The sequence below is a fragment of the Thermus aquaticus genome (assembly GCF_001280255.1).
Lineage (GTDB): Bacteria > Deinococcota > Deinococci > Deinococcales > Thermaceae > Thermus > Thermus aquaticus.
In genome coordinates this window covers 26,547-48,015 of sequence record NZ_LHCI01000106.1, presented here as the reverse complement: position 1 = coordinate 48,015, position 21,469 = coordinate 26,547, and the positions used below count along the sequence as shown (strand labels likewise).

At 68.2% G+C, this 21,469-nt stretch carries 27 protein-coding genes and 3 tRNA genes; 11 read left to right on the top strand and 19 right to left on the bottom strand.

What is annotated here, in order from left to right; all coding sequences use genetic code 11:
* Window positions 1–42: 42 nt before the first annotated feature.
* Complete coding sequence (locus BVI061214_RS01205) at window positions 43–354, top strand: hypothetical protein (protein ID WP_053766968.1); 312 nt, start codon at window positions 43–45, stop codon at window positions 352–354.
* The gene (locus tag BVI061214_RS01200; protein WP_053766967.1) at window positions 354–650 is read left to right on the top strand and encodes a hypothetical protein; all 297 of its coding nucleotides are present in this window, start codon (window positions 354–356) and stop codon (window positions 648–650) included. Before BVI061214_RS01205 ends, BVI061214_RS01200 begins: the two co-directional genes overlap by 1 nt.
* Here BVI061214_RS01200 and BVI061214_RS01195 read toward each other — a convergent pair.
* Both BVI061214_RS01195 and BVI061214_RS01190 read right to left on the bottom strand, forming a co-directional pair.
* Window positions 623–961, bottom strand: a complete 339-nt coding sequence (locus tag BVI061214_RS01195; RefSeq protein ID WP_003045174.1) for a hypothetical protein — start codon at window positions 959–961, stop codon at window positions 623–625. The two genes, BVI061214_RS01200 and BVI061214_RS01195, sit on opposite strands and share 28 nt — an antisense overlap.
* Window positions 954–2,381, bottom strand: a complete 1,428-nt coding sequence (locus tag BVI061214_RS01190) for an ATP cone domain-containing protein (protein WP_053766966.1) — start codon at window positions 2,379–2,381, stop codon at window positions 954–956. Before BVI061214_RS01190 ends, BVI061214_RS01195 begins: the two co-directional genes overlap by 8 nt.
* Before the next feature lie 83 nt (window positions 2,382–2,464).
* On the opposite strand from BVI061214_RS01190, the gene BVI061214_RS01185 reads away from it, so the two are divergent.
* From BVI061214_RS01185 to BVI061214_RS01175, 3 genes are all read left to right on the top strand, one after another.
* Window positions 2,465–2,539, top strand: a tRNA-Cys gene (locus tag BVI061214_RS01185).
* An 8-nt stretch (window positions 2,540–2,547) separates the two neighbouring features.
* A tRNA-Val gene (locus BVI061214_RS01180) sits at window positions 2,548–2,624 on the top strand.
* Window positions 2,625–2,670: 46 nt separating this feature from the next.
* The gene (locus BVI061214_RS01175) at window positions 2,671–3,060 is read left to right on the top strand and encodes an NADH-quinone oxidoreductase subunit 15 (protein WP_003045171.1); all 390 of its coding nucleotides are present in this window, start codon (window positions 2,671–2,673) and stop codon (window positions 3,058–3,060) included.
* A 62-nt stretch (window positions 3,061–3,122) separates the two neighbouring features.
* Here BVI061214_RS01175 and hemW read toward each other — a convergent pair whose 3' ends face one another.
* From hemW to BVI061214_RS01135, 8 genes are all read right to left on the bottom strand, one after another.
* Window positions 3,123–4,229: a radical SAM family heme chaperone HemW gene (gene hemW / locus BVI061214_RS01170; protein WP_053766965.1), complete on the bottom strand. Its 1,107-nt coding sequence runs from the start codon at window positions 4,227–4,229 to the stop codon at window positions 3,123–3,125.
* A gap of 23 nt (window positions 4,230–4,252) precedes the next feature.
* Window positions 4,253–5,473: a glycerate kinase type-2 family protein gene (locus tag BVI061214_RS01165; protein ID WP_053766964.1), complete on the bottom strand. Its 1,221-nt coding sequence runs from the start codon at window positions 5,471–5,473 to the stop codon at window positions 4,253–4,255.
* Window positions 5,458–5,850, bottom strand: a complete 393-nt coding sequence (locus BVI061214_RS01160) for a type II toxin-antitoxin system VapC family toxin (RefSeq protein ID WP_053766963.1) — start codon at window positions 5,848–5,850, stop codon at window positions 5,458–5,460. Before BVI061214_RS01160 ends, BVI061214_RS01165 begins: the two co-directional genes overlap by 16 nt.
* Window positions 5,850–6,110 (bottom strand): type II toxin-antitoxin system VapB family antitoxin, encoded by a 261-nt coding sequence (locus BVI061214_RS01155; protein WP_053768547.1) that lies wholly within the window; start codon window positions 6,108–6,110, stop codon window positions 5,850–5,852. The genes BVI061214_RS01160 and BVI061214_RS01155 overlap by 1 nt, the downstream gene beginning before the upstream one ends.
* A gap of 88 nt (window positions 6,111–6,198) precedes the next feature.
* Window positions 6,199–7,617 carry a CAP domain-containing protein gene (locus BVI061214_RS01150; RefSeq protein ID WP_248841698.1) on the bottom strand — a complete coding sequence of 473 codons (1,419 nt, stop codon included), beginning with the start codon at window positions 7,615–7,617 and terminating at the stop codon, window positions 6,199–6,201.
* A 164-nt stretch (window positions 7,618–7,781) separates the two neighbouring features.
* Window positions 7,782–9,038 (bottom strand): glycolate oxidase subunit GlcF, encoded by a 1,257-nt coding sequence (glcF, locus tag BVI061214_RS01145; protein WP_053766961.1) that lies wholly within the window; start codon window positions 9,036–9,038, stop codon window positions 7,782–7,784.
* A 4-nt stretch (window positions 9,039–9,042) separates the two neighbouring features.
* Window positions 9,043–10,098, bottom strand: coding sequence for an FAD-binding protein (locus BVI061214_RS01140; RefSeq protein WP_053766960.1), 1,056 nt, complete (start codon window positions 10,096–10,098; stop codon window positions 9,043–9,045).
* On the bottom strand, window positions 10,091–11,467 hold the full coding sequence (locus tag BVI061214_RS01135; RefSeq protein ID WP_053766959.1) for an FAD-linked oxidase C-terminal domain-containing protein: 1,377 nt from the start codon (window positions 11,465–11,467) through the stop codon (window positions 10,091–10,093). The genes BVI061214_RS01140 and BVI061214_RS01135 overlap by 8 nt, the downstream gene beginning before the upstream one ends.
* 40 nt (window positions 11,468–11,507) lie before the next feature.
* On the opposite strand from BVI061214_RS01135, the gene BVI061214_RS01130 reads away from it, so the two are divergent.
* From BVI061214_RS01130 to BVI061214_RS01110, 4 genes are all read left to right on the top strand, one after another.
* Window positions 11,508–11,906: a putative iron-sulfur cluster-binding metallochaperone gene (locus BVI061214_RS01130; RefSeq protein WP_053766958.1), complete on the top strand. Its 399-nt coding sequence runs from the start codon at window positions 11,508–11,510 to the stop codon at window positions 11,904–11,906.
* Window positions 11,893–13,422: a tRNA lysidine(34) synthetase TilS gene (gene tilS, locus BVI061214_RS12325; RefSeq protein ID WP_082333099.1), complete on the top strand. Its 1,530-nt coding sequence runs from the start codon at window positions 11,893–11,895 to the stop codon at window positions 13,420–13,422. The genes BVI061214_RS01130 and tilS overlap by 14 nt, the downstream gene beginning before the upstream one ends.
* Window positions 13,401–13,492: transfer RNA gene (locus tag BVI061214_RS01115), tRNA-Ser, on the top strand. The genes tilS and BVI061214_RS01115 overlap by 22 nt, the downstream gene beginning before the upstream one ends.
* A gap of 62 nt (window positions 13,493–13,554) precedes the next feature.
* Window positions 13,555–13,917 carry a YbaN family protein gene (locus tag BVI061214_RS01110; protein WP_053766955.1) on the top strand — a complete coding sequence of 121 codons (363 nt, stop codon included), beginning with the start codon at window positions 13,555–13,557 and terminating at the stop codon, window positions 13,915–13,917.
* 98 nt (window positions 13,918–14,015) lie between these two features.
* On the opposite strand, the gene BVI061214_RS01105 is transcribed toward BVI061214_RS01110, so the two are convergent.
* Together BVI061214_RS01105 and BVI061214_RS13265 are read right to left on the bottom strand one after the other, a co-directional pair.
* Window positions 14,016–14,621, bottom strand: a complete 606-nt coding sequence (locus tag BVI061214_RS01105) for a hypothetical protein (protein ID WP_053766954.1) — start codon at window positions 14,619–14,621, stop codon at window positions 14,016–14,018.
* Entirely contained in the window at window positions 14,618–14,794 is a 177-nt protein-coding gene (locus tag BVI061214_RS13265; RefSeq protein WP_169775282.1) for a hypothetical protein, read from the bottom strand. Before BVI061214_RS13265 ends, BVI061214_RS01105 begins: the two co-directional genes overlap by 4 nt.
* A 23-nt stretch (window positions 14,795–14,817) precedes the next feature.
* Between BVI061214_RS13265 and BVI061214_RS01095 the strand changes: the two genes are divergently transcribed.
* Complete coding sequence (locus BVI061214_RS01095) at window positions 14,818–15,306, top strand: DinB family protein (RefSeq protein ID WP_053766952.1); 489 nt, start codon at window positions 14,818–14,820, stop codon at window positions 15,304–15,306.
* Between the two features lie 9 nt (window positions 15,307–15,315).
* Entirely contained in the window at window positions 15,316–15,711 is a 396-nt protein-coding gene (locus BVI061214_RS01090; protein ID WP_053766951.1) for a DUF3197 domain-containing protein, read from the top strand.
* Here the strand turns inward: BVI061214_RS01090 and BVI061214_RS01085 are convergent.
* The 7 genes from BVI061214_RS01085 to BVI061214_RS13370 are packed head-to-tail and all read right to left on the bottom strand — an operon-like array spanning window position 15,708 to window position 21,424.
* A complete protein-coding gene (locus BVI061214_RS01085) occupies window positions 15,708–16,565 on the bottom strand; it encodes a hydroxymethylglutaryl-CoA lyase (RefSeq protein WP_053766950.1) in 858 nt (285 codons plus the stop codon). The two genes, BVI061214_RS01090 and BVI061214_RS01085, sit on opposite strands and share 4 nt — an antisense overlap.
* 32 nt (window positions 16,566–16,597) lie before the next feature.
* Window positions 16,598–18,271, bottom strand: coding sequence for an acyl-CoA carboxylase subunit beta (locus tag BVI061214_RS01080; RefSeq protein ID WP_248841697.1), 1,674 nt, complete (start codon window positions 18,269–18,271; stop codon window positions 16,598–16,600).
* Window positions 18,272–18,301: 30 nt separating this feature from the next.
* Window positions 18,302–18,787: a ribonuclease HI gene (rnhA, locus tag BVI061214_RS01075; protein WP_053766948.1), complete on the bottom strand. Its 486-nt coding sequence runs from the start codon at window positions 18,785–18,787 to the stop codon at window positions 18,302–18,304.
* A 9-nt stretch (window positions 18,788–18,796) separates the two neighbouring features.
* A complete protein-coding gene (locus BVI061214_RS01070) occupies window positions 18,797–19,699 on the bottom strand; it encodes an ABC transporter ATP-binding protein (RefSeq protein ID WP_053766947.1) in 903 nt (300 codons plus the stop codon).
* Complete coding sequence (locus BVI061214_RS01065) at window positions 19,699–20,460, bottom strand: hypothetical protein (RefSeq protein WP_053766946.1); 762 nt, start codon at window positions 20,458–20,460, stop codon at window positions 19,699–19,701. The genes BVI061214_RS01070 and BVI061214_RS01065 overlap by 1 nt, the downstream gene beginning before the upstream one ends.
* 5 nt (window positions 20,461–20,465) lie before the next feature.
* Complete coding sequence (locus BVI061214_RS12820; RefSeq protein WP_248841696.1) at window positions 20,466–21,185, bottom strand: ABC transporter; 720 nt, start codon at window positions 21,183–21,185, stop codon at window positions 20,466–20,468.
* 17 nt (window positions 21,186–21,202) lie between these two features.
* Window positions 21,203–21,424, bottom strand: coding sequence for an IS4 family transposase (locus BVI061214_RS13370; protein ID WP_248841695.1), 222 nt, complete (start codon window positions 21,422–21,424; stop codon window positions 21,203–21,205).
* Window positions 21,425–21,469: the final 45 nt, after the last annotated feature.

Genomic DNA, 21,469 nt, shown 5'->3' with positions numbered 1-21,469 from the left:
GGCCAAAGGGAGCAGGAACCAAGGGTATGGTAAGCTTGGGCCATGTCCGAGGCCAAGGACGCCAAAAAGCGCAAGGAGCCCTTCCCCGGGGCCTACTACCTGGCGGGGGCCATCACCATAGGCCTCATGCTCCTCTTCCTGGTCCTGGGGGCCAGCCTGCCCCCGGGGGTGGCGGGGTTTTTGGTGGCCTTCGTCCTGGGGCTCACGGTTAGCCCTAAGTATGTGCCCTTTTTCCTCTTTGCGGCCATCTTCTCGGCCCTTATGGGCTTTCTGGGCCGGGAGCCCCAGGTGGCCTGGGGCGGGGTGGGCCTCCTCCTCTCCCAGCTGGTGGTGGCCCGTTTCGTGAAGGCGTGATGGAGCCTAACCGCCTCTCCAAGGCCCTCTCCCTCCTGGGCATCGCCCTTTACGCCTACTTCCTCTGGTTCCGCCCCTCCCAGGAGGGCATCGCCCTGGGCCTGGGCCTGGCCCTGGGGGGCGCCGCCTTCGGCTACGGGGAAAAGCCCTTCCCCGTGCCCTTTTTCCTGGGGCTTTTCGCCCTTTTGGGGCTCCTCCAGGTCTTTTACGGCCATCCCCTCCTCTTCCTCCTGGGGGGCCTGGTGGGGATGGGAGCCCCCTACCTGGCCTACCGCCTGCGGAAGCCCGCCAAATAGAGGAGAGCCCCCAAGACCATCCCCTCGCCCAGGGCGGGAAGGTAGAGGGCGAACTCCCGCACGTCCAGGCGCAGGTAGAGGAGAAGGGGCCAGGGGGTGAGGGCCCAGGCCAAGCCGGGCCTGCCGTAGCCCGCCGCCAGGAAGAGGCCTATCCCCAGGCCCCGCAGGTAGGCCAGCCACCCCGAGCCCCACTCGTTCTGGTAGACGAACCAGAGGAGGTTGAGCCACACCCCGAGGGCGGGGAGGGGAAGGCGGCCTTCTAGGCGGAAAGCCAGGGCCAGGAGGAGGGGGAAGGCTAGGGCCTCAAGCACGGGCCGCCTCCTCCGCCTCCAGGTAGGCCACCAGGACTTCGAGGGCCTTCTCCACCGCCTCGTCCAGGTCCTCCCCCGGGATGGTGGGGATGCCCTCCTCCTGAGCCCAGAGGAGGAGGTGGTCCTGGATGAGGCGGATCTCGGCGAAGTGGGCCAGGTACTTCTCCTTCTGCCTGGCGTGGCCCGTCTCCCGGTCCCGAAGGAGGAAGCGGTCCCGGTGGAGCTTCTCGTCCTGGAGGACCACCAGCATGGGCACGGTGAGGACCCGGTCCTTGTGGGGGTGCTCCAGGTAGCGGGGCACCACGTGGACCCCCTCCAGGACGATGGAGGTGCCCTCCAAGGCGCTCCTTTCCTGGATGGCCCTGAGGCCTACGGCCACCTTCATCACCTGATCCAAAAACCCCCGCATGACCCTTTCCTCGTGGCTTTCCTCCTCCAGGCTGATCTCCGGCAGAAGGGCCTTCCAGGCCTCAAAGGTGGACTGGTGCAGGGTGGGGAGGAGGTCTTTGGAAAGCGTGGCCCGGAAGACCTCCCGCACCGCGTCCGAGGGGACGATGTGGGTGATGCCGAGCCGGTAGGCCAGGGCCGAGGCCAGGACGCTCTTGCCCACCCCCGTCACCCCGCCGATCAGGATGTGGACGGGGCGGGCGCTCCGCCTTAGGCGCCTTAGGAGCAGGTAGCGCCGGGCCATCTCCTCCCCCGCTTCCTTGAGGAGGGCCTGGTAGACCCTCTCCCTGAGCTCGGTGCGGCGGATGACCCGCCTGCCCTCCCGGTGGAGGAGGGCCTCCAGCTCCCGGGCCAGGCGGTAGGCCTTTTCCGGCGAAAGCCCGATGCCCATGAGGGACTGGGCCAGGATGCCTTTGGAGAAGGGCATTCTGGGCTCGCCGCTTTCCTCCTCTACAAAGAGCTCCCCGGCGAAGGCCTGGCGCTGGAGGTAGCGCCTTTTGGCCGCCTTGCCCTTGAGCCTTTCCAGCTCCTGGGCCACCAGGGCCTCGAGGCGGCGGGCGGAGATGGTCCTGACCCCCTCTTCCCTCAGGCGGCGCTCCACCTCCTTGGCCAGCTGGTGGGCCTCCTTCAGGGAAAGCCCGGCCTCCTCCAGGCTCCGGGCCAGGAGGCCCTTGGAGAAGGGGCGCCTCTTTTTGCCCTCCGCCACCTGGATCTCCTCAAAGGGGAGGGTCTGGCGGGCCAGGCGATCGGCCACCTCTTGGCCCAGGGCTCCCGCCACCTCTTCCAGAAAGACCTGGCGGAGGGTCTTGGGAGAGACCTCCGAGCGCCCCTTGGCCTTGAGGCGCTCCTCCACGGTGTGGGCCACGGCCTGGGCGGCCTCGAGGGGGATGCCCAGAGGCAGAAGGGCCTCCACCAGAAGCCCCTTGGAGAGGGGCCAGCGGCCCCGCCGAAGGCGCACAAAGACCTCGCCCACTCTTGGGCATCATAGCACTTTTCCCTTGGGAAGGGGCTTTCTTGACAGGCTTGGCCCCGACGTGCTAGGATACCTTACGGCTTGGCGCCGTAGCCAAGTGGTAAGGCAGAGGTCTGCAAAACCTCCATTCGCCGGTTCGAATCCGGCCGGCGCCTCCAAAGAACGCGGGCGCGTAGCTCAGGTGGCCAGAGCACTACCTTGACACGGTAGGGGTCGGTGGTTCAAGTCCACTCGCGCCCACCAAAGGGCCCCGGGGAATCCCGGGGCCTCGCCCTTGTATACTCAGGCCATGAGCGCGTCCCACGAGCGGGAACTCTACGAGGCCTGGGTGGAGCTTTTGGGCTGGATGCGGGAGTACGCCAGGGAAAAGGGGGTCCGCTTTGAGAAGGAGGCCGACTTCCCCGACTTCATCTACCGCATGGAGCGGCCCTACGACCTCCCCACCACCATCATGACCGCCTCCCTCTCCGATGCCCTAGGGGAGCCCTTCCTCCTGGCCGATGTCTCCCCCCGGCACGCCAAGCTTAAGCGCATCGGCCTCCGCCTGCCCCGGGCCCACATCCACCTCCACGCCCACTACGAGCCCGGCAAGGGCTTGGTCACGGGGAAGATTCCCCTCACCAAGGAGCGCTTCTTCGCCCTGGCGGACCGGGCTCGGGAGGCCCTGGCCCTAGCCTAAGCGGGCGCCCATTTTTCCGTCCCTTAGGGGCCCCCACCGCGGCGAAGGCCGTGGTGGGGTACTTAAAGGGCTTCCCAAAGGGAAAGCACCACGGCGTTGAGGAGGGCGAGGCCCTTCCCCGTGGGCCTCAGGCGCTTGCCCGAAAGGAGGAGGAGCCCTTCCTGGGCCAGGGCCTCGGCTCTGGCCTCCAGGGCGGGCCAGAGGGAAAGGCCCGTGCGCCCTTCCAGCTCCCCCACGTCCACCCCCTCCTTAAGCCTCAGCCCCAGCATCAGGGCCTCTTTGGCGTGCTCCAGGGGGGTGATGGCCTCCTCCCTTGGGGCCTCCCCTGTAAGCCAGCGGGGGAGGGGAGGGCCCGTGCGCCGGAAGGCGTAGGCGGGGCCTTCCCCCGGGTACTGCCCGGTGGCGGCGGGCCCTAAGGCCAGCCAGAACCCCGCCCGCCAGTAGACCAGGTTGTGCCGGGCCTCCTCCCCCTCTCTGGCGAAGTTGGAGACCTCGTAGCGCAGAAGCCCCGCCTCGCCCAGGACCTCCTCCGCCCGCTCCATGGCCCAGGCTTCCCGCTCGCGGTCTTCCTGAAGGCCCAAAAGGGCGAAGGGGGTCCCCTTTTCCACCTGGAGGGTGTAGGCGGAGACGTGGCCCACGCCCAGGCGGGCCGCCTCCTTCAGGTCCTTTTCCACGTCCTGCATGGGGAGGCCCAGGATCAGGTCTATAGACACCCGAAAACCGGCCTCCAGGGCCATCTCCACTGCCTTCAAGGCTCCCTTTCTCCCGTGGGCCCGGCCCAGGAAGCGGAGGACCTCGTCTTGGAAGCTCTGGACCCCCAGGGAGAGGCGGTTCACCCCCAGGTCCTTGAGGAGGGCGAGCCTAGAGGGGGAGAGGGTTCCCGGGTTGGCCTCGAGGGTCACCTCGGCCCCTTCTTGAAGCCGCCAGGGGAGGCTTTGGAAGAGAGCTACGAGCTCCCGGTCCCTCAGGTAGCTGGGCGTGCCCCCGCCCAGGTAAAGGGTGGCCAGGGGCCCCGGGTGGGCCTGGTGGAGGGCTTTCGCTTCTTCCTGCAGGCGCTTCAAGTAGGCCTCCACCCAGACCCCACCCCGGCGCACCACGTGGAAGTCGCAGTAGGGGCAGAGGGTGGGGCAGAAGGGGACGTGGACGTAGAGGCTAGCGGGGTTCGGCATCGCGCAGAGGGTGCGCCACCCCTTCAGTCTACGAAAAGGAGGCGGAAGTCGTTGAGGTTGGTGCCCGTGGGCCCGGTGGTGAGGAGGGTGCCGGCTTCTTGAAAGAAGGCCAGGCTGTTGTTCTCCTGAAGGTAGGGCCTGGGGTCCAGGGCCCTCGCCCACACCTCCGGGGTGAGGAGGGCCCCGGCGGCGCCGCTGGGGCCGTCCAGGCCGTCCGAGTCGGCGGCCAGGGCGTAGAGGGGGGCCTTCAGGTGGGCGTAGAGGGCCAGGAGGAACTCCAGGTTCCGCCCGCCCTGGCCTTTTCCCTTCACCCGCACCTGGGCCTCGCCCCCGGAAAGGAGGAAGAGGGGCTTGCGGAAAGAAAGGCCGTGGGCGCGGATGGTCTCCACCAGCTCGGCGTGGAAGCGGGCCAGGTCCCGGGCCTCGCCGCCGAAGCGGTCCGAGAGGATGACCGCCCGGTAGCCCCGCTCCCGCAGGAACTGGCGCGCCGAGCGCAAAAGGTCCAGGTTCCGCCCCACCACCCGCCAGGAAAGCCTCTTCAGGGCGGGGTCGCCGGGCTTCAGGGTCTCGGGCAACTCCCCCTTTAGCCCCCGGAGGAGGACCTCCCGGGCCCTGGGGAAGGCTAGGCCGTAGCGGTCCAGGACGGCCAGGGCCTCGCCGTAGGTGCTGGGGTCGGGGTGGAAGGGCCCGGAGGCGATGACGCTGGGGTCGTCGCCGGGCACGTCGGAGAGGAGGAGGGCGTGGACCCGGGCCCGGCTGGCCAGCAGGGCCCTCCCCCCCTTGATGCGGGAGAGGTGCTTGCGGACGGCGTTCACCTCCCCAATGCTGGCCCCACTCTTTAGGAGGGCCTCGGTCAGGGCCCCCTTCTCCTCGAGGGAGACCCCCAGAGGGGCGCACCAGAGGGCGCTTCCGCCCCCGGAGACCAGGGCCAGGACCCGGGCCCTGGGAGAAAGGCTTTGGAGGAGGGAGAGGACCTCCTCGGCCGCCTTCTGGCTTTCCCCGTCGGGCACGGGGTGGCGGGCCAGGCGGGCCCTGAGGCCCAGGGGGTCTTGGCCCTGGGGCAGGGTCAGGTGGTAGGGGACCTCCCCGTAGCGGTCCAAGGCGGCTTTCAGCATGGGGGCCGCGCCCTTGCCCACCGCCAGGATCAGGTCCGGCCGCCAGGGGGGAAGGGCCTTTTGGGCCAGGCGGTAGGGGTCCGTGGCCCTCAGGGCGTGAAAGAAGGCTTCCTTTAGGAGGGCTTCCACGCCAGGTCCGTCCGGTCAAAGTCCTCGCCCTTGTAGAGGAGGGGCTCCCCCTCTACCTTGGCCAGGGCGTAGCTCAGGCAGTCCCCGAAGTTGAGGCCGGCGGGGTGCCTCCCCCGCCCATAGCGGCGGTAAGCGGAAATGGCTTCCCGGGCGTGCGCTTCGCCGAAGGGGATGACCTCGGCCTGGAGTTCGCTTAGGAGGGCGAGAAGAAGGTATACCCGTTCAAAACCCAGCCGGGCGCCTAGAACGATCCCCGCTTCGGCCAGGGTGGGCGCGGCCACCTTGCGGGGATGGGCGCGCCGGATCTCTTCCAGCAGGTCCTCGTACCCTTCTTCCCGAAAGAGGATGGCCAGGAGGGCGGAGGTGTCCAGTACCATCAGTACCCCTCCCTGCCGTAGCCGAGGATGGCTTCCTCTTCTTCCTTGGAGATGCCCTTTCCCAAAAGCTCCGGGGGTATCTGGGGCCAGACCTCCTCTTCCAGGAAGCGGAGCACCCGGTCAAAGCCCCGCTTGCCCTTCAGCAGCTTGAGGCGCATCTCCAGGGCCTTGCGGATGGCCTCGGTCTTGGTCTCCCCCGCCAGGCGGGCCACCTCCTCCGCCAGGCGCTCCACCTCGCGGTTGCGGATGGTGAGGGGCATGGGGTTAAGCATAAGCAGAAAAAGGTATGCACGTCAAGCTAAGGGTGCAGGACGCTTTTACCTTCTTCCTCCTCCCGCCTCCCGAGCGCTAGGGGCTAAGGCGGAGGGGGAAGAGGTCGTCTTGAGGGGCCACCCGGAAACTCCAGATGAAGGTTTTCTCCGTGCCCCCGAAGACCGCCCGCACCTCGGCCCGGTAGGCCTCGCCTGGGTCCAGGGGGTAGCGGGGGACCACGAAGACCGAGGAGTAGCCCTTGAGGATGCTCTTACCCCAGTCCCTCGCAAAGGCATCCTGGTTCCAGAACTGCAGGCTCCCGTAGCCGCAGACGGGAAGCTCCTGCCCGTCGGAGAGGCGGACGAGCCGGGCCTGGAGGACCCGGGTGTCGTTGGGACCCGGGGCGAACATGGAGATGGAGAGGGGCAGGCCGTAAGGCTGCTGGGTCCAGTCCAGCCCGGGGTGGCTCAGGTAGGGCGGATCCGGGTTCTGGTCGGGGTGGGCGCAGGGCTCCGTGGGAGAAGGCCACTCGTAGTAGTAGGTGGGGTTGACGGGGACCACCTTGTCGGGGACGGGGAAGAGCTGGAAGCCCGAAGCGGGGTTGGGGTTGTTGCTCTCCGAGATGGGGAGGGTGCTGACGTTCCGGAGGAGGTCCCACCCGCTGTACCCGGAGTAGGGCACCCGGTCCCGGTAGAGGCCGAAGCCGCCCGCGGAGGTGAGGGGGAAAATCATGCCAAGCCGATGGAAGGGAAGGGCGACCCACCCGTTGAAGAGCCGGCTCTCCACGGGCCAGGGGACCTGATCCGCTGGCGTGGAGGAGGGGACCACCTCGTACCCTCCGCCCACGTTACCCCTCCGCCCCGCCTCCCGCCCCTCGGGGCTGGAGAAGGGATAGCTCAGGTCCTCGTCGTGGCCGAAGGGGTTCCTGTCCGCGTTCATCGCCAGGTACCGTCCGTGGAGCCAGGCCTTGAAGCTCCACTCGGGGTCCTCCCGGACGGGGGCGTAGCCCATGTAGTCCCGCCAGAAGTTCCAGTACTCCATGGCGGAGGTCTCCCCGGGACGGAGGATCCTCAGGTAGAAGGGCACCACCTCCTCCCACACTTTCCCCGAGGCGTCCCGCCCCGAGAGGACGAGTTCGTACTTAAAGGGGCCCTGGGGCGGAGCGGCCGAGTCCACCTGGAAGGTCAGGGTGGCGCTGGGGCTAGCGGGGGTCAGGGTGTAGCTCTCCGTGGGGTGACTCACCCCGGGGTAGCGGCTCGCGTCCCACCCGGGGCAGTAGGAGGTCCCCTTGGCGCAGGGGTCGGCGAGGCGCACGGTGAGGGTCACGGAGGCCACCCTGGAGTCGTTGAACGCCACCCGCACCGGGACCTGGACCTGGCCCCCGGGGGCCACGGTCTGGAGGGGGGAAGGGAGGTCCAGGGTCCCCGTGAAGGGCTTGGGCTGAAGGCCGGGGAGGTTGTTGCAGGCCGCGAGGAGGAGGGCGGCCAGGGGGAGGAGAACCTTGGTCTTTGCCATCCCCTTCATTCTACGTATTCTACGTACGCTTTATGAGAGCCTTCGCCTCGAGGACCCTCCGCCCGGTCGTGTCAAGATTTATGGGGTGCCCAAGTCGGGACTATGGAAGGGCTTTTCTGGGGCCCCCACCGCGGCTTTTGCCGCGGTGGGGTACTTAAAGGCGCCTAGGCCCGGGGTTCCTTCCCCTCGTAGAGGAGGGCCAGAAGCTCGGCGGTGTGGAGGACGGGGAGGTCCAGGTAGGCCTGGATCTGGGTGAGGCAGCCGATGTTGCCGGTTGCCACCAGGTCGGCCCCGGTGGCCTTTAGGTTCTCCGCCTTCCTCCGGCCCAGGGCCTCGGCCAGGTCCGGCTGGAAGAGGTTGTAGGTGCCGGCACTTCCGCAACAGAGCTCCCACTCCCTGGGCTCCAGGACCTCGAGGCCCGCCGCCCTTAGGAGGTTTCTCGGGGCCTCCCGCACCCCCTGGGCGTGGGCCAGGTGGCAGGCGTCGTGGTAGGCCACCTTCAGGGGCCTTCTGGGGGGAGGAGGGGGGAGGAAGCCCAGCTCGTCCAGGATCACGGAAAGGTCCTTCACCTTGGCGGCCAGGCGCCTCGCCGCCTCCTCCTCGGGCTGGCCCAGGAAGAGAAGGGGGTACTCCTTCATCCCCGAGCCGCACCCGGCGGCGTTGGTGATGACGTAGTCCACGTCGCGGAAGGCCTCCAGGTTCCGCCTGGCCAAGGCCCTCGCCCCCTCCTCGTCCCCGGCGTGGAGGTTTAGGGCCCCGCAGCAGACCTGCTCCTTCAGGGCCAGGACCTCCACGCCGTTCTCCTGGAGCACCTTTATGGTGGCCCGGTTGATGGAGGGCCTCAGGACCCTCTGGGCGCACCCCAGAAGGAGGCCCACCCGCGCACGCCGCTCCCCTTTAGCGGGGTAGACCTCCTGGTAGGGCTCCTCCTTCTCCAGGCGGTCCGGGAGGAGGGCGATGGGGGCCTTGAGGGCCTTGGGCAGGGGGAGGGGCTTCAGGAGGGGCTTGAGCCTTACCCCAAGCTCCGCCAGGGGCCGGAAGCGGCCCGGGTACGGGAGGGTGCGCAGGAGGGCCAGGCGGTAGGCCCTCTCCAGGGGGTAGCGGTGGCGCTTGTCCTCGCTCCAGAGCCGGAAGGTGGCGATGAGCTCCCCGTAGGGCACCCCGCTGGGGCAGGCGGTGACGCAGGCCTGGCAGGCCAGGCAGCGGTCCAGGAAGGGGAGGGCCTCCTCCAGGGGCAGGCTTCCTTCCAGCACCTCCTTCATGAGGAAGATCCGCCCCCTGGGGGAGTCCATCTCCTCCTGGAGGACGGCGTAGGTGGGGCAGGTGGGCAGGCAGAAGCCGCAGTGCACGCAGGCCTCCACGGCGTGGGCCATGACCTGGCCCTTGGGGCCCAGCTCTTCCAGGGGGATCTGGTGTTGCATAGACCTACCTTAGGGGAAACCGGCCTTTGGGGTCTAGAGCTCCCTTCACCCCCAGGAAGAAGGGGTCCTGGGGCTTGGGGGAGAGGGGGTCTTGGGCCCCTCTTAGGACCAGGTGAGGGATCCCCGCCTCTTTTAAGGCCTTCAGGCCCTCCTCCTCGAGGCCCACATAGAGCACCTCCCCCCCGTCCAGGTACCTTCTGGGTCCTAAGGGAAGGCCTTCCAGGAAGGGAATCCGGGCAAGCCCCGCGGGCACCTTGGCGTGAATGGGGCTTCCCTCCAGGAAGGCCAGGTCCCGCACCGCCTGCCAGTGGGCCTCCTCTCCCGCCACCTCCTCCACCTCCTCTAGGCCCTCCTCTTGCCCAAGGAGGGCCTTCAGCCTCTCCAGGCGGGCCTTAAGGCTCTCCGGGAAGCCCCCCAGGCGGAGCTCAAGGGTGGCGGGGGGGACCAGGTCCAGGGCTAGGAGGTCCAAAGGGAGAAGCCTCAGCTTCTCCACCGCCCTTAAGGCCTCCTCCAGGCCATTCATGGTGGCCCGCAGGGTCCGGGTGGCCCGGGGCCTGGGGAAGACCTTGAAGGAAAGCTCCACCATGACGCCGAAGGCCCCCAAGGAGCCCACCATGAGGCGGTGGAAGGGGAAGCCGGCGGCGTTCTTCACCACCTTGCCCCCGCCCCGGATCAGCCTCCCTTCCCCGTCCACGAACCGCACCCCCAGGATGAAGTCCCGGACCCCGCCATAGCGGTGGCGCATGGGCCCGGAAAGCCCGGCGGCCACGGTGCCCCCCAGGGTGGCCCCCTTCCCCAAAAGGGGCGGGTCAAAGGGGAGGTACTGGCCGTGGGCCTTTAGGGCCGCCTCTATCTCCCGCAAGGGGGTCCCCGCCAGGGCGGTGAAGACGAACTCCTCGGGCTCGTACTCCAGGATCCCCCTGAGGCCGGAGAGGTCCAAAAGGGCCTCGCCTTCCTGGGGGCTGGAGAGGGCGGGCTTGGTGCCGGCCCCCCTGAGCCTCAGGCGGGGGTGGGTTAGGACGGCCTCCTGGACCTCTTGGGGGGTGGTGGGCCTAAGCATGGACCTCCTCCGGCAGGACCTTGCCCCGGTTGGCCAGGCCCTTGGGGTCCAGGGCGGCCTTGACCCGCTCCATGGCCAGGAGGTCCTCCGGGGCGAACATCTCCGGCATGTAGGCCTTCTTCTCCACGCCGATGCCGTGCTCCCCCGTGAGCGACCCCCCCAAGCGGACGCAAAGCCTTAAGATCTCCCCGGCCAGTTCTTCGGCCCGCTCCAGCTCCCCGGGCCGCTTGCCGTCGTAGAGGACCAGGGGGTGGAGGTTGCCGTCCCCGGCGTGGAAGACGTTGGCCACCCGGAGGCCAAAGACCCGGGAAAGCCTCCCGATCTCCCTTAGGGCCTCCCCCAGGCGGCTTCTCGGCACCACCCCGTCCTGGACGATGTAGTCGGGGGAGAGACGGCCCACGGCGCTGAAGGCGGCCTTGCGCCCCTTCCAGATGGCCTGCCTCTCCGCCTCGCTCCTGGCCACCCGCACCTCGTAGGCCCCGCTTTCCTGGATGACCCCGTGGAGCACCCTGGCCTCCTCCGCCACCTCCTCCTTGGGGCCTTCCAGCTCCACGATCAGGAGGGCCTCGGCCTGGGGGTAGCCCGCTCTGACCGCCTTCTCGGCGGCCTCAATGCTCAAGCGGTCCATGATCTCCATGGCCCCGGGCAAAAGCCCGGCCCGGATGACCAGGCTCACCGCTTCCCCTGCCCTCTCCAGGCTATCGTAGGCGGCGAGGAGGGTGTGGTAGGCCTCGGGCCTGGGGAGAAGCCTGAGGGTGATCTCCAGGGCCACCCCCAAAAGCCCCTCGGTGCCCACGAAGAAGCCATGGAGGTCCGGCCCCACGCCCTCGAGGCCCTCCCCGCCCAAGCGCACCACCTCGCCCTGAGGGGTGACGATCTCCAGGCCCAGGACGTGGTTGGCCGTCATCCCGTACTTCAAGCAGTGGGCCCCCCCGGAGTTGAAGGCCACGTTGCCCCCGATGGTGGAGACGGGCTGGCTGGAGGGGTCCGGGGCGTAGAGGAGGCCGAAGGGGGCCGCCTGCTTGGAGACCTCCAGGTTGACCACCCCGGGCTCCACCACGGCGATGCGGGCCTTGGGGTCCAGCCTGAGGATCCGGTTCATGCGGTTCAGGGCCAGGACGATGCCCCCTTCCACGGGGAGGGAGCCGCCGCTTAGGCTGGTGCCGCTTCCCCGGGCCACAAAGGGGACCCCGTGGCGGTGGCAGAGGCGCACCACCGCCACCACCTCCTCCTTCCTCTCGGGCAGGACCACGGCCAGGGGGCGCCTGCGGTAGGCGGTGAGGGCGTCGGACTCGTAAGGGGCGAGCTCCGCCTCCTTGGTGAGGACCCTCCCCGGCACCAGGGCCTTTAGCTCCTCCAGAAAGCCCACCTCTTACCTCCTCCCTCCATTCTAGCCCTAGAATGGGGGCATGCTGTGCCCGGCTAACGGGAAGGAGGGGCTTTCCGTTCCCCTGAAGACGGTGAAGAACTTTCTCACCGGGAAGGCCCTGGCCCGCCTGGACCCGCAAAGCCCCCACTACCTCTGCCAGGACCCGGCCTGCCCCGTGGTCTACTACGGCGAGGAGGGGGTCTACACCCTCGAGGAGGTGCGCTTTCCCGTCTACGACAAGGGGGCCTCCTGGGTGTGCTACTGCTTTGACTGGACCAAAGAGGCCCTTCAGGAGGCCCTTTCCCGGGGAGAGGACCCGGTGGCCCAGGTGGAGGCGGGGGTGAGGGCCGGAAGGTGCGCCTGCGAATGGCGCAACCCCCGGGGGAGGTGCTGCCTGTCCACCTTGAAGGCGGAGGTGGCGAGGCTTGTCGGTCCTTGAGGAGGCCTTTCGCGGGCGCCTGGCCCGCCTGGCCCCCCAGGACCCCCTGGTCCTGGCGGTCTCCGGGGGCGGGGACTCGGTGGCCCTGGCCCACCTGGTGCGGCGGGCGGGGAGGCGGGCGGTGGTGGCCCACCTGGACCACGCCCTGCGCCCGGATAGCGGCGAAGACCTCCTCTTCGTGCGGGACCTGGCCCAAAGGCTTGGCTTTCCCTTCTACGGGGAGCGGGTGGAGGTGGGGCGAATCGCCAAGGAGAGGGGGGAGAACCTCGAGGCCCTGGCCCGGGAGGTGCGCTACGCCTTCCTCCACCGGGTGGCCAAGGAGGTGGGGGCCAAGGCCATCCTCACCGCCCACACCCTGGACGACCAGGCGGAGACCGTCCTCCTCAAGCTCCTCCAGGGCACGGCTAGGGGCCTCGGTATCCGGGAGAAGGAGGGGATGGTGGTCCGCCCCCTCCTCCCCTTCACCCGGGAGGCGCTCCGGGCCTACCTCCTGGGCCTGGGGGAGGCCTGGCGGGAGGACCCCACGAACCGGGACCTTTCCCTGGACCGCAACTACCTGAGGCTCTCGGTCTTGCCCCTGATCCTGGAGCGCTTTCCCCGGGCCAGGGAGGCTTTGGCCCGCTTCGCCCAGGCCCGGGAGGAGGAGGAGGCCTTTCTGGAAGGCGTGGCGGAGGTCCGCCTCCTCCCTGACCCCCGCTTCTTCGTGCCCGCCTTCCGGGCCTTGCCCCTCCTGAGGGCCCCGGAGGCCGTGCGGAGGCGGGCCCTGAGGCGGGTTTTGGAGGCCCTGGACCTCCGCCCCGAGGCCAGGCTCATCGCCCTTCTGGAGGAGGCCCTAAAGGGCAGGGCGGGGACGCTTCCCGGGGGGTATCTGGCCCGGCGGTATCTGGGGACCCTGTTCCTCATCCCCCCCAGTCCCCAGATCCCCCTCCCCAAGGGCTTCCGCAGGCCCCTTCCCGGGGACCACCTGGAAAGGCCCGCTGGCCGGAAACGCCTGGCGGCCTTTTTGGCGGAAAAGGGCGTGCCCAAGGAGCTCAGGGCCCTCTGGCCCGTGCGGGGGGCGGAGGGGCGGGTGGAGGAGGTCTTGGGCCTCTTTCCCCCTTCGGCGGAGGAGGGCTACATGGGCCTGGCCCTCGAGGAGGCCAAGAAGGCCTTCGCCGAGGGGGAGGTGCCGGTGGGAGCGGTCCTGGTCCTGGAGGGGGAGGTCCACGGGGAGCGGAACCGGGTGGAGGCCATGGAAGACCCCACCGCCCACGCCGAGATGCTCCTCTTGCAGAAGCTGGGGAAAAGGGCCAGGGGAGGGCGGCTTTACGTGACCCTGGAGCCCTGCCGCATGTGCCACCACGCCCTTATGGAGGCGGGGGTGGAGGTGGTCTACGGGGTGGAGAACCTGAAGGAGGGGGCCCTCACCCGCTACGGCCAGGGGGGGAGGATGCGGGGTGGCCTTCGGGAAGGGGAGTGTGCTAAGCTTTTAAGGGACTTCTTCGCCCGGCTCAGGGAGGGGTGCCGGAGCGGTTGAACGGGCCGGTCTCGAAAACCGGTAGGCCCCGCAAGGGGTCTCGCGGGTTCGAATCCCGCCCCCTCCGCCAAAGGCGGCCTTTGGGTCGCCTTTCCTTTTCTGCGGGGTGGGGAAAGGGCTAGACTGGACCTGATGCGCGGGTTGGCCTTAGTCTTGGGCTTCTTCTTCACCGGGCTAGGCTTTTTGGGAAGCCTTCTCCCGGTTCTGCCCTCCACGCCCTTTTTCCTCCTGGCGGCCTACTTCTTCTCCCGCTCCAATCCCCGCCTCGAGGCCTGGCTCCTGAGCCTACCCAAGGTGGGCCCCCTCATCCGGGACTATCGGGAGGGCCGGGGCATGTCCCGGGGAACCAAGGCCTGGGCCACGCTCCTCATCCTGCTAGGGGCCGGCTTCAGCCTCCTTCGCCTGTCCCATCCTGGGGCCTGGGCCCTCCTTCTGGGCCTGGTGGCCTACGCCCTCTACTTCATCTGGAAAAGGGTCCCCACCCAAGAGGCCTAAGTGCCCGCACTTTGGTTTCGCAACATGGGGTGCCCAAGTCGGAGCTGTGGAAGGGCTTTTCTGGGGCCCCCACCGCGGCTTTTGCCGCGGTGGGGTACTTAGAGCACCTGGTACCCCCACCTTCCCCCAAGCACCCCAAGCTCCTGAAGAAGGGCCTCCACCCCTTCCCGGTCCTGGGGAAGGCCCTTTAGGAGGAGGTAGAGGAGGCTTGCCAGTTCCCCGATGAGGGCGTGGCCGAAGCGCCTCCTTTCCTCCTCCCAGAGGGCCTCCATGCGCAGGCGGGCCATGCGCCAGGGCACGGGGAGGAAGTGCCCCTTGGGCGGGGTCGCCTCGGGGGCGCAAAGCCTGGGGTCCCCCTCTGTGAGGAGGCCCCGGCAGGCCAGGGGCCTCTGGGGGTAGACCCCGCAAAGCCCCCCTTCCAGAAGGGGGCAGGGGGTGCGGCTTTGGAAGAAGCGGCTTGGGAAGTGGGGGTCGTCCTTACCCTCCTTGAGGAGGGCCAGGCGCCTCGGGCCTTCCTCAAGGAGGCGCGCCTTCTGAAGGGGGGTGAGGTGGGGGAGGAGGGCTAGGCCCTCGAGGCGGGAGAGGGTGACGAGGCCGAAGCAACAGGCGAAGCACCCCGCCCGGCAGGAGGGGACGACGCCCTTCCTCTCCAGGTAGTCCGCCAGGTCCTCTTCCAGGGCGCGCCAGGCCTCTTCTGGGGTCATCGCCGCAAGCGGTATAGGCCCTTCCTGGGGTCAAAGGGGCAGGCCCGGAAGGCCACGTGGGGGCAGAAGCGCCGGTGGCGGCGCACCTCCTCCGCCAGGGGCCGGGGAAGCCCGCAAACGGGGCAGGGGCCTGGCCTTCGGGTCCTTTGGAAGAGGCGGAGGAGCGCCCTCACCCCAACCAGGGTAGCATGGGAGGATGAGCGCGCCCTTTCTGGAACCTTTGGTGCCGGGGGTACCCCCGGCGGTCTCGGCCTGGATAAGGGGCCTGGAGGAGGTCCGCTTCCACCTGGAGCGGTGGGCCTTTGGCCTTTCCGAGGAGGCCTTCTGGTGGCGGCCCAAGGAGGGGGCGAACCCCATCGGCGGCCTGGTGCGCCACATCACGGGAAGCTCCCTGCGCCTGGGCGCCTACGCCCTTGGCCTTCCTCTGCCGGAGTGGGCCAAAAGGGGCCGGGAGTGGGAGCTACAGGGGGAGAAGGAGCCCAAGGAGGCGGTGGTGGCCCGGTTTGGCGAGGCCTGGGACGCCCTTCTTCAAGCCTTCCGAGGGGTGAGGGAGGCGGACCTTTCGGCTTTGGTGCGGGTGGGAAGCCAGGGGGTGGAGGCCCCCCGGGCCCACGTCCTCCACCACCTGGTGGAGCACGCCCAGCACCACGCCGGCCAGGTCATCTACGCCAGCAAACTCCTGTAGGATAGGGGCGTGGAACGCCTAGGCCTGCGCAGCGCGCCCAGGGTGACCCTACAGGCCCTAAAGGAGGCCTTGAAGGGGGTTCGCTTCCCCGAGGCCAAGGTCTACCTTATCACCGACTGGCAGGACCAAAGGGATAAGGCCCGCTACGCCCTCCTCATTCACGGGGGCAAGAAGGACCTTTTGGTCCCCGATGCCTTCGGCCCCGCCTTCCCCGGAGGGGAGGAGGCCTTGGCGGAGCTCATGGCCCTCCTCCTGGAGCGGGGGGCCAAGCGCTTTTACGAGGCCGTGGTCTCCCCGGGGGAGATGAGTGCCCTCTTAAGCCTCCCCCCGGAGGAGCTCATCGCTCGGGTCAACGCCATCGCCAACCCCACGGACCCCCACATCTACCTTAAAAAGGCCGCCTAGGCGTAAAGGGCCTTGAGCCTGGCCGCCTCCTCGGCCAGGAGGGGAAGCCGGGCCAGGTCCACGCCGGTCCGGAGGCCCCGCCTCTCCAGGTAGGGCAGGACCACCTCCGTGGGGAGGTTGCCCACGAGCTCGTCCCCGGCGAAGGGGCACCCCCCCACCCCGGCCAGGGCCCCCTCCAGCCAGGTGATCCCGGCCTCCAAGACCGCCTCCACCTTCTCCAGGACCCCCTGGGGCCTGGCGTGGAGGTGGGCCCCCAGGCCCTCGGGGCCGAAGCGGGCTACCGCCGCCCGCAGCACCTCCTTAATGGTTGCGGCCTCGGCCACCCCGTAGGTGTCGGCCAGGGCGATCTCCTCCACTCCCAGCTCCCGCAAGCGGGCCACGGCCTCCAGGACCTCTTCCACGCTCCAGGGGTCGTCGTAGGGGTTGCCGAAGGCCATGGAGAGGTAGACCACCAGGCCGAGCCTCCCCCGGGTCCCCTCCACCATGGCCTTTACCAGGGGCCAGGACTCCTCCGGGGAGCGGTTGGTGTTTTTGCGCTGGAAGGTCTCCGATAGGGAAAAGGGGTAGCCCACGTGGGTCAGGTTGGGGGCCTTTAGGGCCCGCTCCAGGCCCCGCTCGTTGGCCACGATGGCCAGGTAGGTGCGCCCCTCGGGGGGCGGGAGGGATTTTAGCACCTCCTCGGCGTCCGCCATCTGGGGCACCCACCGGGGTGAGACGAAGCTGGTCAGGTCCAGGTGGCGGAAGCCCGCCTCCAGAAGATTCTTCAGGAAGGCCACCTTCTCCTCGGTGGGGATGAAGCGGGAAAACCCCTGCCAGGCGTCCCGGGGGCACTCCACCCACTTGACCGTTGCCATCTTTTCCCTCCCTTGGGGCGCCAGGATGGGGTTTAGACTTGGAAGACCCCCACCCGAAGAGGTTCCCGCTCCGGGTTCAGGGCGCAGGCCTCGAGGCTCTTGATGATCCACTTCCTGGTTTCGTGGGGAAAGATGATGCCGTCCACCCAGAGCCTGGCCGCCGCGTACCGGGGGTCTAGGGTCTCCTCGTAGCGGCCCTTGATGCGCTCGTAAAGCGCCTTGAGTTCCTCGTCCGAGGGCTCCTTTCCCTGGCGCCTCAGCTTCTCCACCTCCAGCTCCAGAAGGGTCTTGGCCGCCTGGGCCCCGCCCATGACGGCGTACTTGGCGCTGGGCCAGGCGTAGATGAAACGGGGGGCGTAGGCCTTCCCCGCCAGGGCGTAGTTGCCAGCCCCAAAAGACCCCCCCAGGATCACGGTGATCTTGGGGACCACCGAGTTGCTGACGGCGTTCACCAGCTTGGCCCCCCGCCTGATGATCCCCGCCTGCTCGGAGTCCTTGCCCACCATGAAGCCGGTCACGTCCTGGAGGAAGAGGAGGGGGATGCCCATCTGGTTCACCTCCAGTATGAACCGGGCCGCCTTGTCGGCCGCCTCAGCGTAGATGACCCCGCCCACCTCAATCCGGCCCCGCTTCTTCAGGATGAGGCGCTGGTTGCCCACGATGCCCACCGGGTACCCCCCGATGCGGGCGAAGCCGGTGACCAGGGTCTCCCCGTATCCCCCCTTGTACTCCAGGAACTCGGAGCCGTCCACCAGCCGGGCGATGACCTCCCTGAGGTCGTAGGGCCGGGAGCCATCGGGGGAGACCAGGCCGTAGAGGTCCTCGGCGGGGTAGAGGGGCTCCTTGGGCTCCTTCCTGGCCTCGGCCCAAGGAGCGGGGCGCGAGGGCGGGTAGAGGGCGGCCAGTTTCCTGATGCGTTCCAGGGCGGCCTCGTCCGTGGGCTCGTAGAAGTCCACGGTGCCCGAGACCTCGTAGTGCATCCTGGCCCCGCCCAGCTCCTCGGAGGAGACCTCCTGGCCGATGGCGGCCTTGACCAAAGCGGGCCCCGCCAGGTAAAGCCCCGAGCCCTCGGTCATGAGGAGGACATCGGTCATCACCGGGAGGTAGGCCCCCCCGGCCACGCAGTTGCCCATGATGGCCGAGATCTGGGGGATGCCCAGGGCCGACATCCGGGCGTTCAGGTAGAAGATGCGGCCAAAGTCGTCCTGATCGGGGAAGACCTCGTCCTGGAGGGGGAGGAAGACCCCGGCGGAGTCCACCAGGTAGACCGTGGGGATGCGGTTTTCCAGGGCGATGGTCTGGGCCCGGATCACCTTCTTGGCGGTGATGGGGAAGAAGGCCCCGGCCTTCACCGTGGCGTCGTTGGCGATGATCATCCAGAGCTTTCCGGCGATGGTGCCCAGGCCGGTGATGACCCCGCCTGCGGGGGCCCCGCCCCACTCCTCGTACATCCCCCACCCGGCGAAGGCCATAAGCTCGTGAAACTCCGTCCCCGGGTCCAGAAGCCTTTCTATCCGCTCCCGGGCGGTGAGGCGGCCCTTTTGGTGCTGGCGCTCCACGGCCTTGGGCCCGCCCCCCTGGCGGACCTTCTCCAGGCTCTCCTTGAACTCCCGCACCAGGGCCACCCAGGCGTCCTTGTTGGCCTTGAAGTGGGCGCTTTCCCGGTTCAGGGCGCTTTCCAGCACCGGCCGGCCACGGGGCTCCATGGCCCAAGTATAACGCTTTTCCGCCCAGGGCTAAAAAAGCGTGGCCTCCTTGGGCGGGCAGGGCACCTGGGGCTGGGCCTTCGCCTGGCGGCGGGCCTCCCGGTCCACCCGTTCGTTTTCGGGGTGGCCGCTGTGGCCCTCCACGAAGTGGAAGGCCACCTCGTGGCCCTCCATGGCCTTCAGGAGGGCCTGCCAGAGGTCCTGGTTTTTCACGGGCTTGCCCTCGGCGGTGCGCCAGCCGTTCCTCTGCCACCTCTCCACCCAACCCTCGGCGAAGGCCCGCTTTAGGTACTGGCTGTCGGTGTGGAGGTGGACCTGGCAGGGCTCCCTTAGCGCCAGGAGGCCCTCGAGGGCCGCCTTTAGCTCCATGCGGTTGTTGGTGGTGCAGGGCTCCCCGCCGGAGAGGAGCTTCTCCCGGCTTCCGTAGCGGAGGAGGGCCGCCCACCCTCCGGGCCCCGGGTTCCCCAGGCAGGCCCCGTCGGTGAAGAGGTCCACGCGCTTTAGGGGAAGGCTCACCCTCCCATTCTAGCCCCGGGGAGCGGGCCCAAAGAGCCTGAGGAAGAGGCTTTCCAGGCTGGGCGTCCCCCGGGAGACCTCCAGCACCTCCCCGTCCAGGCGGGGAAGGTAGGCCCGCAGCGCCTCCCACGGCCCCAGGAAGAAGAGGCGGTCCGGGGCCTCGGGGAGCCACCCCGGCCCCAGGGCCCCCGCCAAGGCCTCCGCCTTGGGCTCGGCGAGGCGCAGGCGGTACCCCTCCCCGGCCCACTCCCGCAACAGGGCCCGGGTGGGGCCCTCCCGCAGCACCTCCCCCCGGTGGAGGAAGGCCACCCGGTCGCTCACCCGCTCCACGCTCTCCAGGTCGTGGGAGGTGAGGAGGATCCCCCACCCCTCCCCCTTCAGGTCCAGGAGGATGGCCTCCAGCTCCTTGCGGCTCACGGGGTCCAGGCCCAGGGTGGGCTCGTCCAGGAGGAGGAAGCGGGGGTTGAGGGCCAGGGCCAGGGCCAAGGCGGCCTTCTGTTGCATCCCCCGGGAGAGGGAGGCCAGGGGGGCGTGGAGGCGGTCCAGGAGGCCAAAGCGCGCCAGCCAGGCCTCAAACCGGGGCCGCACCTCCTTGGGGGAAAGCCCCCGGATGCCCCCGAAGTAGAGGGCGTTGGTGAGGAGGGAGTGGTTCACGTAGAGGTTGCGGCTTCCCTCCAGGAGGACGCCGAACTCGTGGCCCTGGGGCCTCCGCCTCCCCTTCCCCTCCTCCAGGACCACCTCGCCCCCATCGGGGAGGAGGAGGCCCAGGACGATCTTGATGAGGGTGGTCTTGCCCGCCCCGTTGGGCCCCAGGAGGCCCAGGATCTCCCCCGGGGCCAGCTCCAGGCTCACCCCTTTCAGGGCCTCCAGCTTCCCGAAGCGCTTGTGGACGTTCTGCACCAGAAGCCGCATCAGTACCTCCCAAAGATTCCCCGACGACGGACTAGGGCATAAACCCAGGACATGGCGACAAAGCCCAGGACCAGGAACAGGAGGGCCTGGAAAGCGGCCAGGCCCACCAGGGCCAAGGACGGCCCCTCCCCGGTAAAGCCCATCCGGAGGAGGTAGGCCCCCGGGGCGAAGGGCAGGGGGGCCATCCAGGGCTCAAACCGGACCAGGGAGAAGAAGTAGGGCAGGAAGAGGAACTGGACGATGGTGAAGAAGCCGTCCACCCGCTTGAAGTAGAGGGCCAGGGCCCCCATGGCGAGGGCAAAGCCCAAGGCGGCGAGGTAAAGGAGCAAAAGGCCCAGGGGCCACCAGGGAGCGGGGGCGAGCCGCACCCCCAGGAGAAGAGCGAGAGGGAGAAGGACAAGGAGGCTGGTGGCGATGCCTTCAAGACCCACCACGAAGGAGCGCAGGAGGAGCTGCCAAAGGAGCCCTCCCCGGGCTAGGCCCAGGTGCTCCAGGGTGCCTTGGGCGGCCTCGGACTGTACGTCGTACGCCACGGACTGAAAGGTGCCCACCACCATGCTGAAGGCGGCGAAGAGGAGGAGTAAGGGGCCCACATCCAGGCCCAGGCTCGCCAGGCCCTCAGGGGTCAGGTTCTCCAGGCCAAGGACCATGGAGTAGAAGAAGAGGACCGAGGCCAAAAGCCCCGCCACCTGGTCAAACCAGTAGCGCTTGGTCAGGTTCCATTCCAGGAGAAGCTCACTCCAAAGTTGCCAGAACATCACGCCTCCTAGAACCTCCCCAATATACCCCATCTGCGGACCATGCGGTACATGTAGACCATGGCGAGAAGCCCGGCGGCGAACAAGAAAAGACCCTGAAAAAGGGCCAGGAGGAAAATACCCCGGTCAAAATCGCCCCCCGTGAGCCCAAGCCGCACCAGGTGGGCTCCCGGGGCGAAGGGGAGGTAGGCCATATAAGGCTGCCATTGAATGAAAGAGAGGAAGTACGGGATGAGGATGAACTGAATGAGGGTGAACACGTTGTCTATCTCCTTGAAGTAAAGACCAAGCGCTCCCATGAGCAGGGAAAGCCCCACCGCAGCCAGCAAGACCACTCCGACCCCTAGGGGCCACCAAGGGGTAATCTCTAGGGTCACCTTCGTAAGCGCCACGAGGATCAGGAGAACTAGGAGGCTTTGCAGGATGATGTAGGCGCCTTGGACCGCAAGCCTCACGAAAAGCTGACTCAGTAGGCCTCCTCTAGCTAGGGCTAGGTGCTCCAAAGTGCCTTGGAGCGCATCGTTGCGCAGGAAGCGATAGAAAGAGGTGTAAAAGCCCAAGGTGAGGTGGAGGACCGTATACATCAAGATCAAGGAAGGGGTGCCTGGCAGGTTTTCTCCCGGCACCAGGCTCCGTACAGCCACAAAGATAGCGTAAAAGTATACTAAGTCCACAAAGAAGCCCACGAGGTTACTAAACCAGTAGCGCCTCAGGACCTGAATCGTCAAGATAACCTCTCAGGGCTTTACCCAAAACTCCTTCCTCGCCCTCCCTTAGCCTGCTTCAAGAGTTCTTGGGTGACTTCATAGTTGAGCAGGCGAACCAGGCCCCTCAGGAGCAGGTACGGACCATCCCTCTCGCTGGGCAGCCCCAGCTTGCCCCCGAGCTGCAAAAGAAACCCCTTGAACGGATCCCCCAACCGCTCAACTTCCCAAAGGAACACCGCCAGCCCCAGCAAAACCGCCACCACCTTCCGGATCCGGGCAAGCCCCCGCACCTGGAAGGTCTCAAG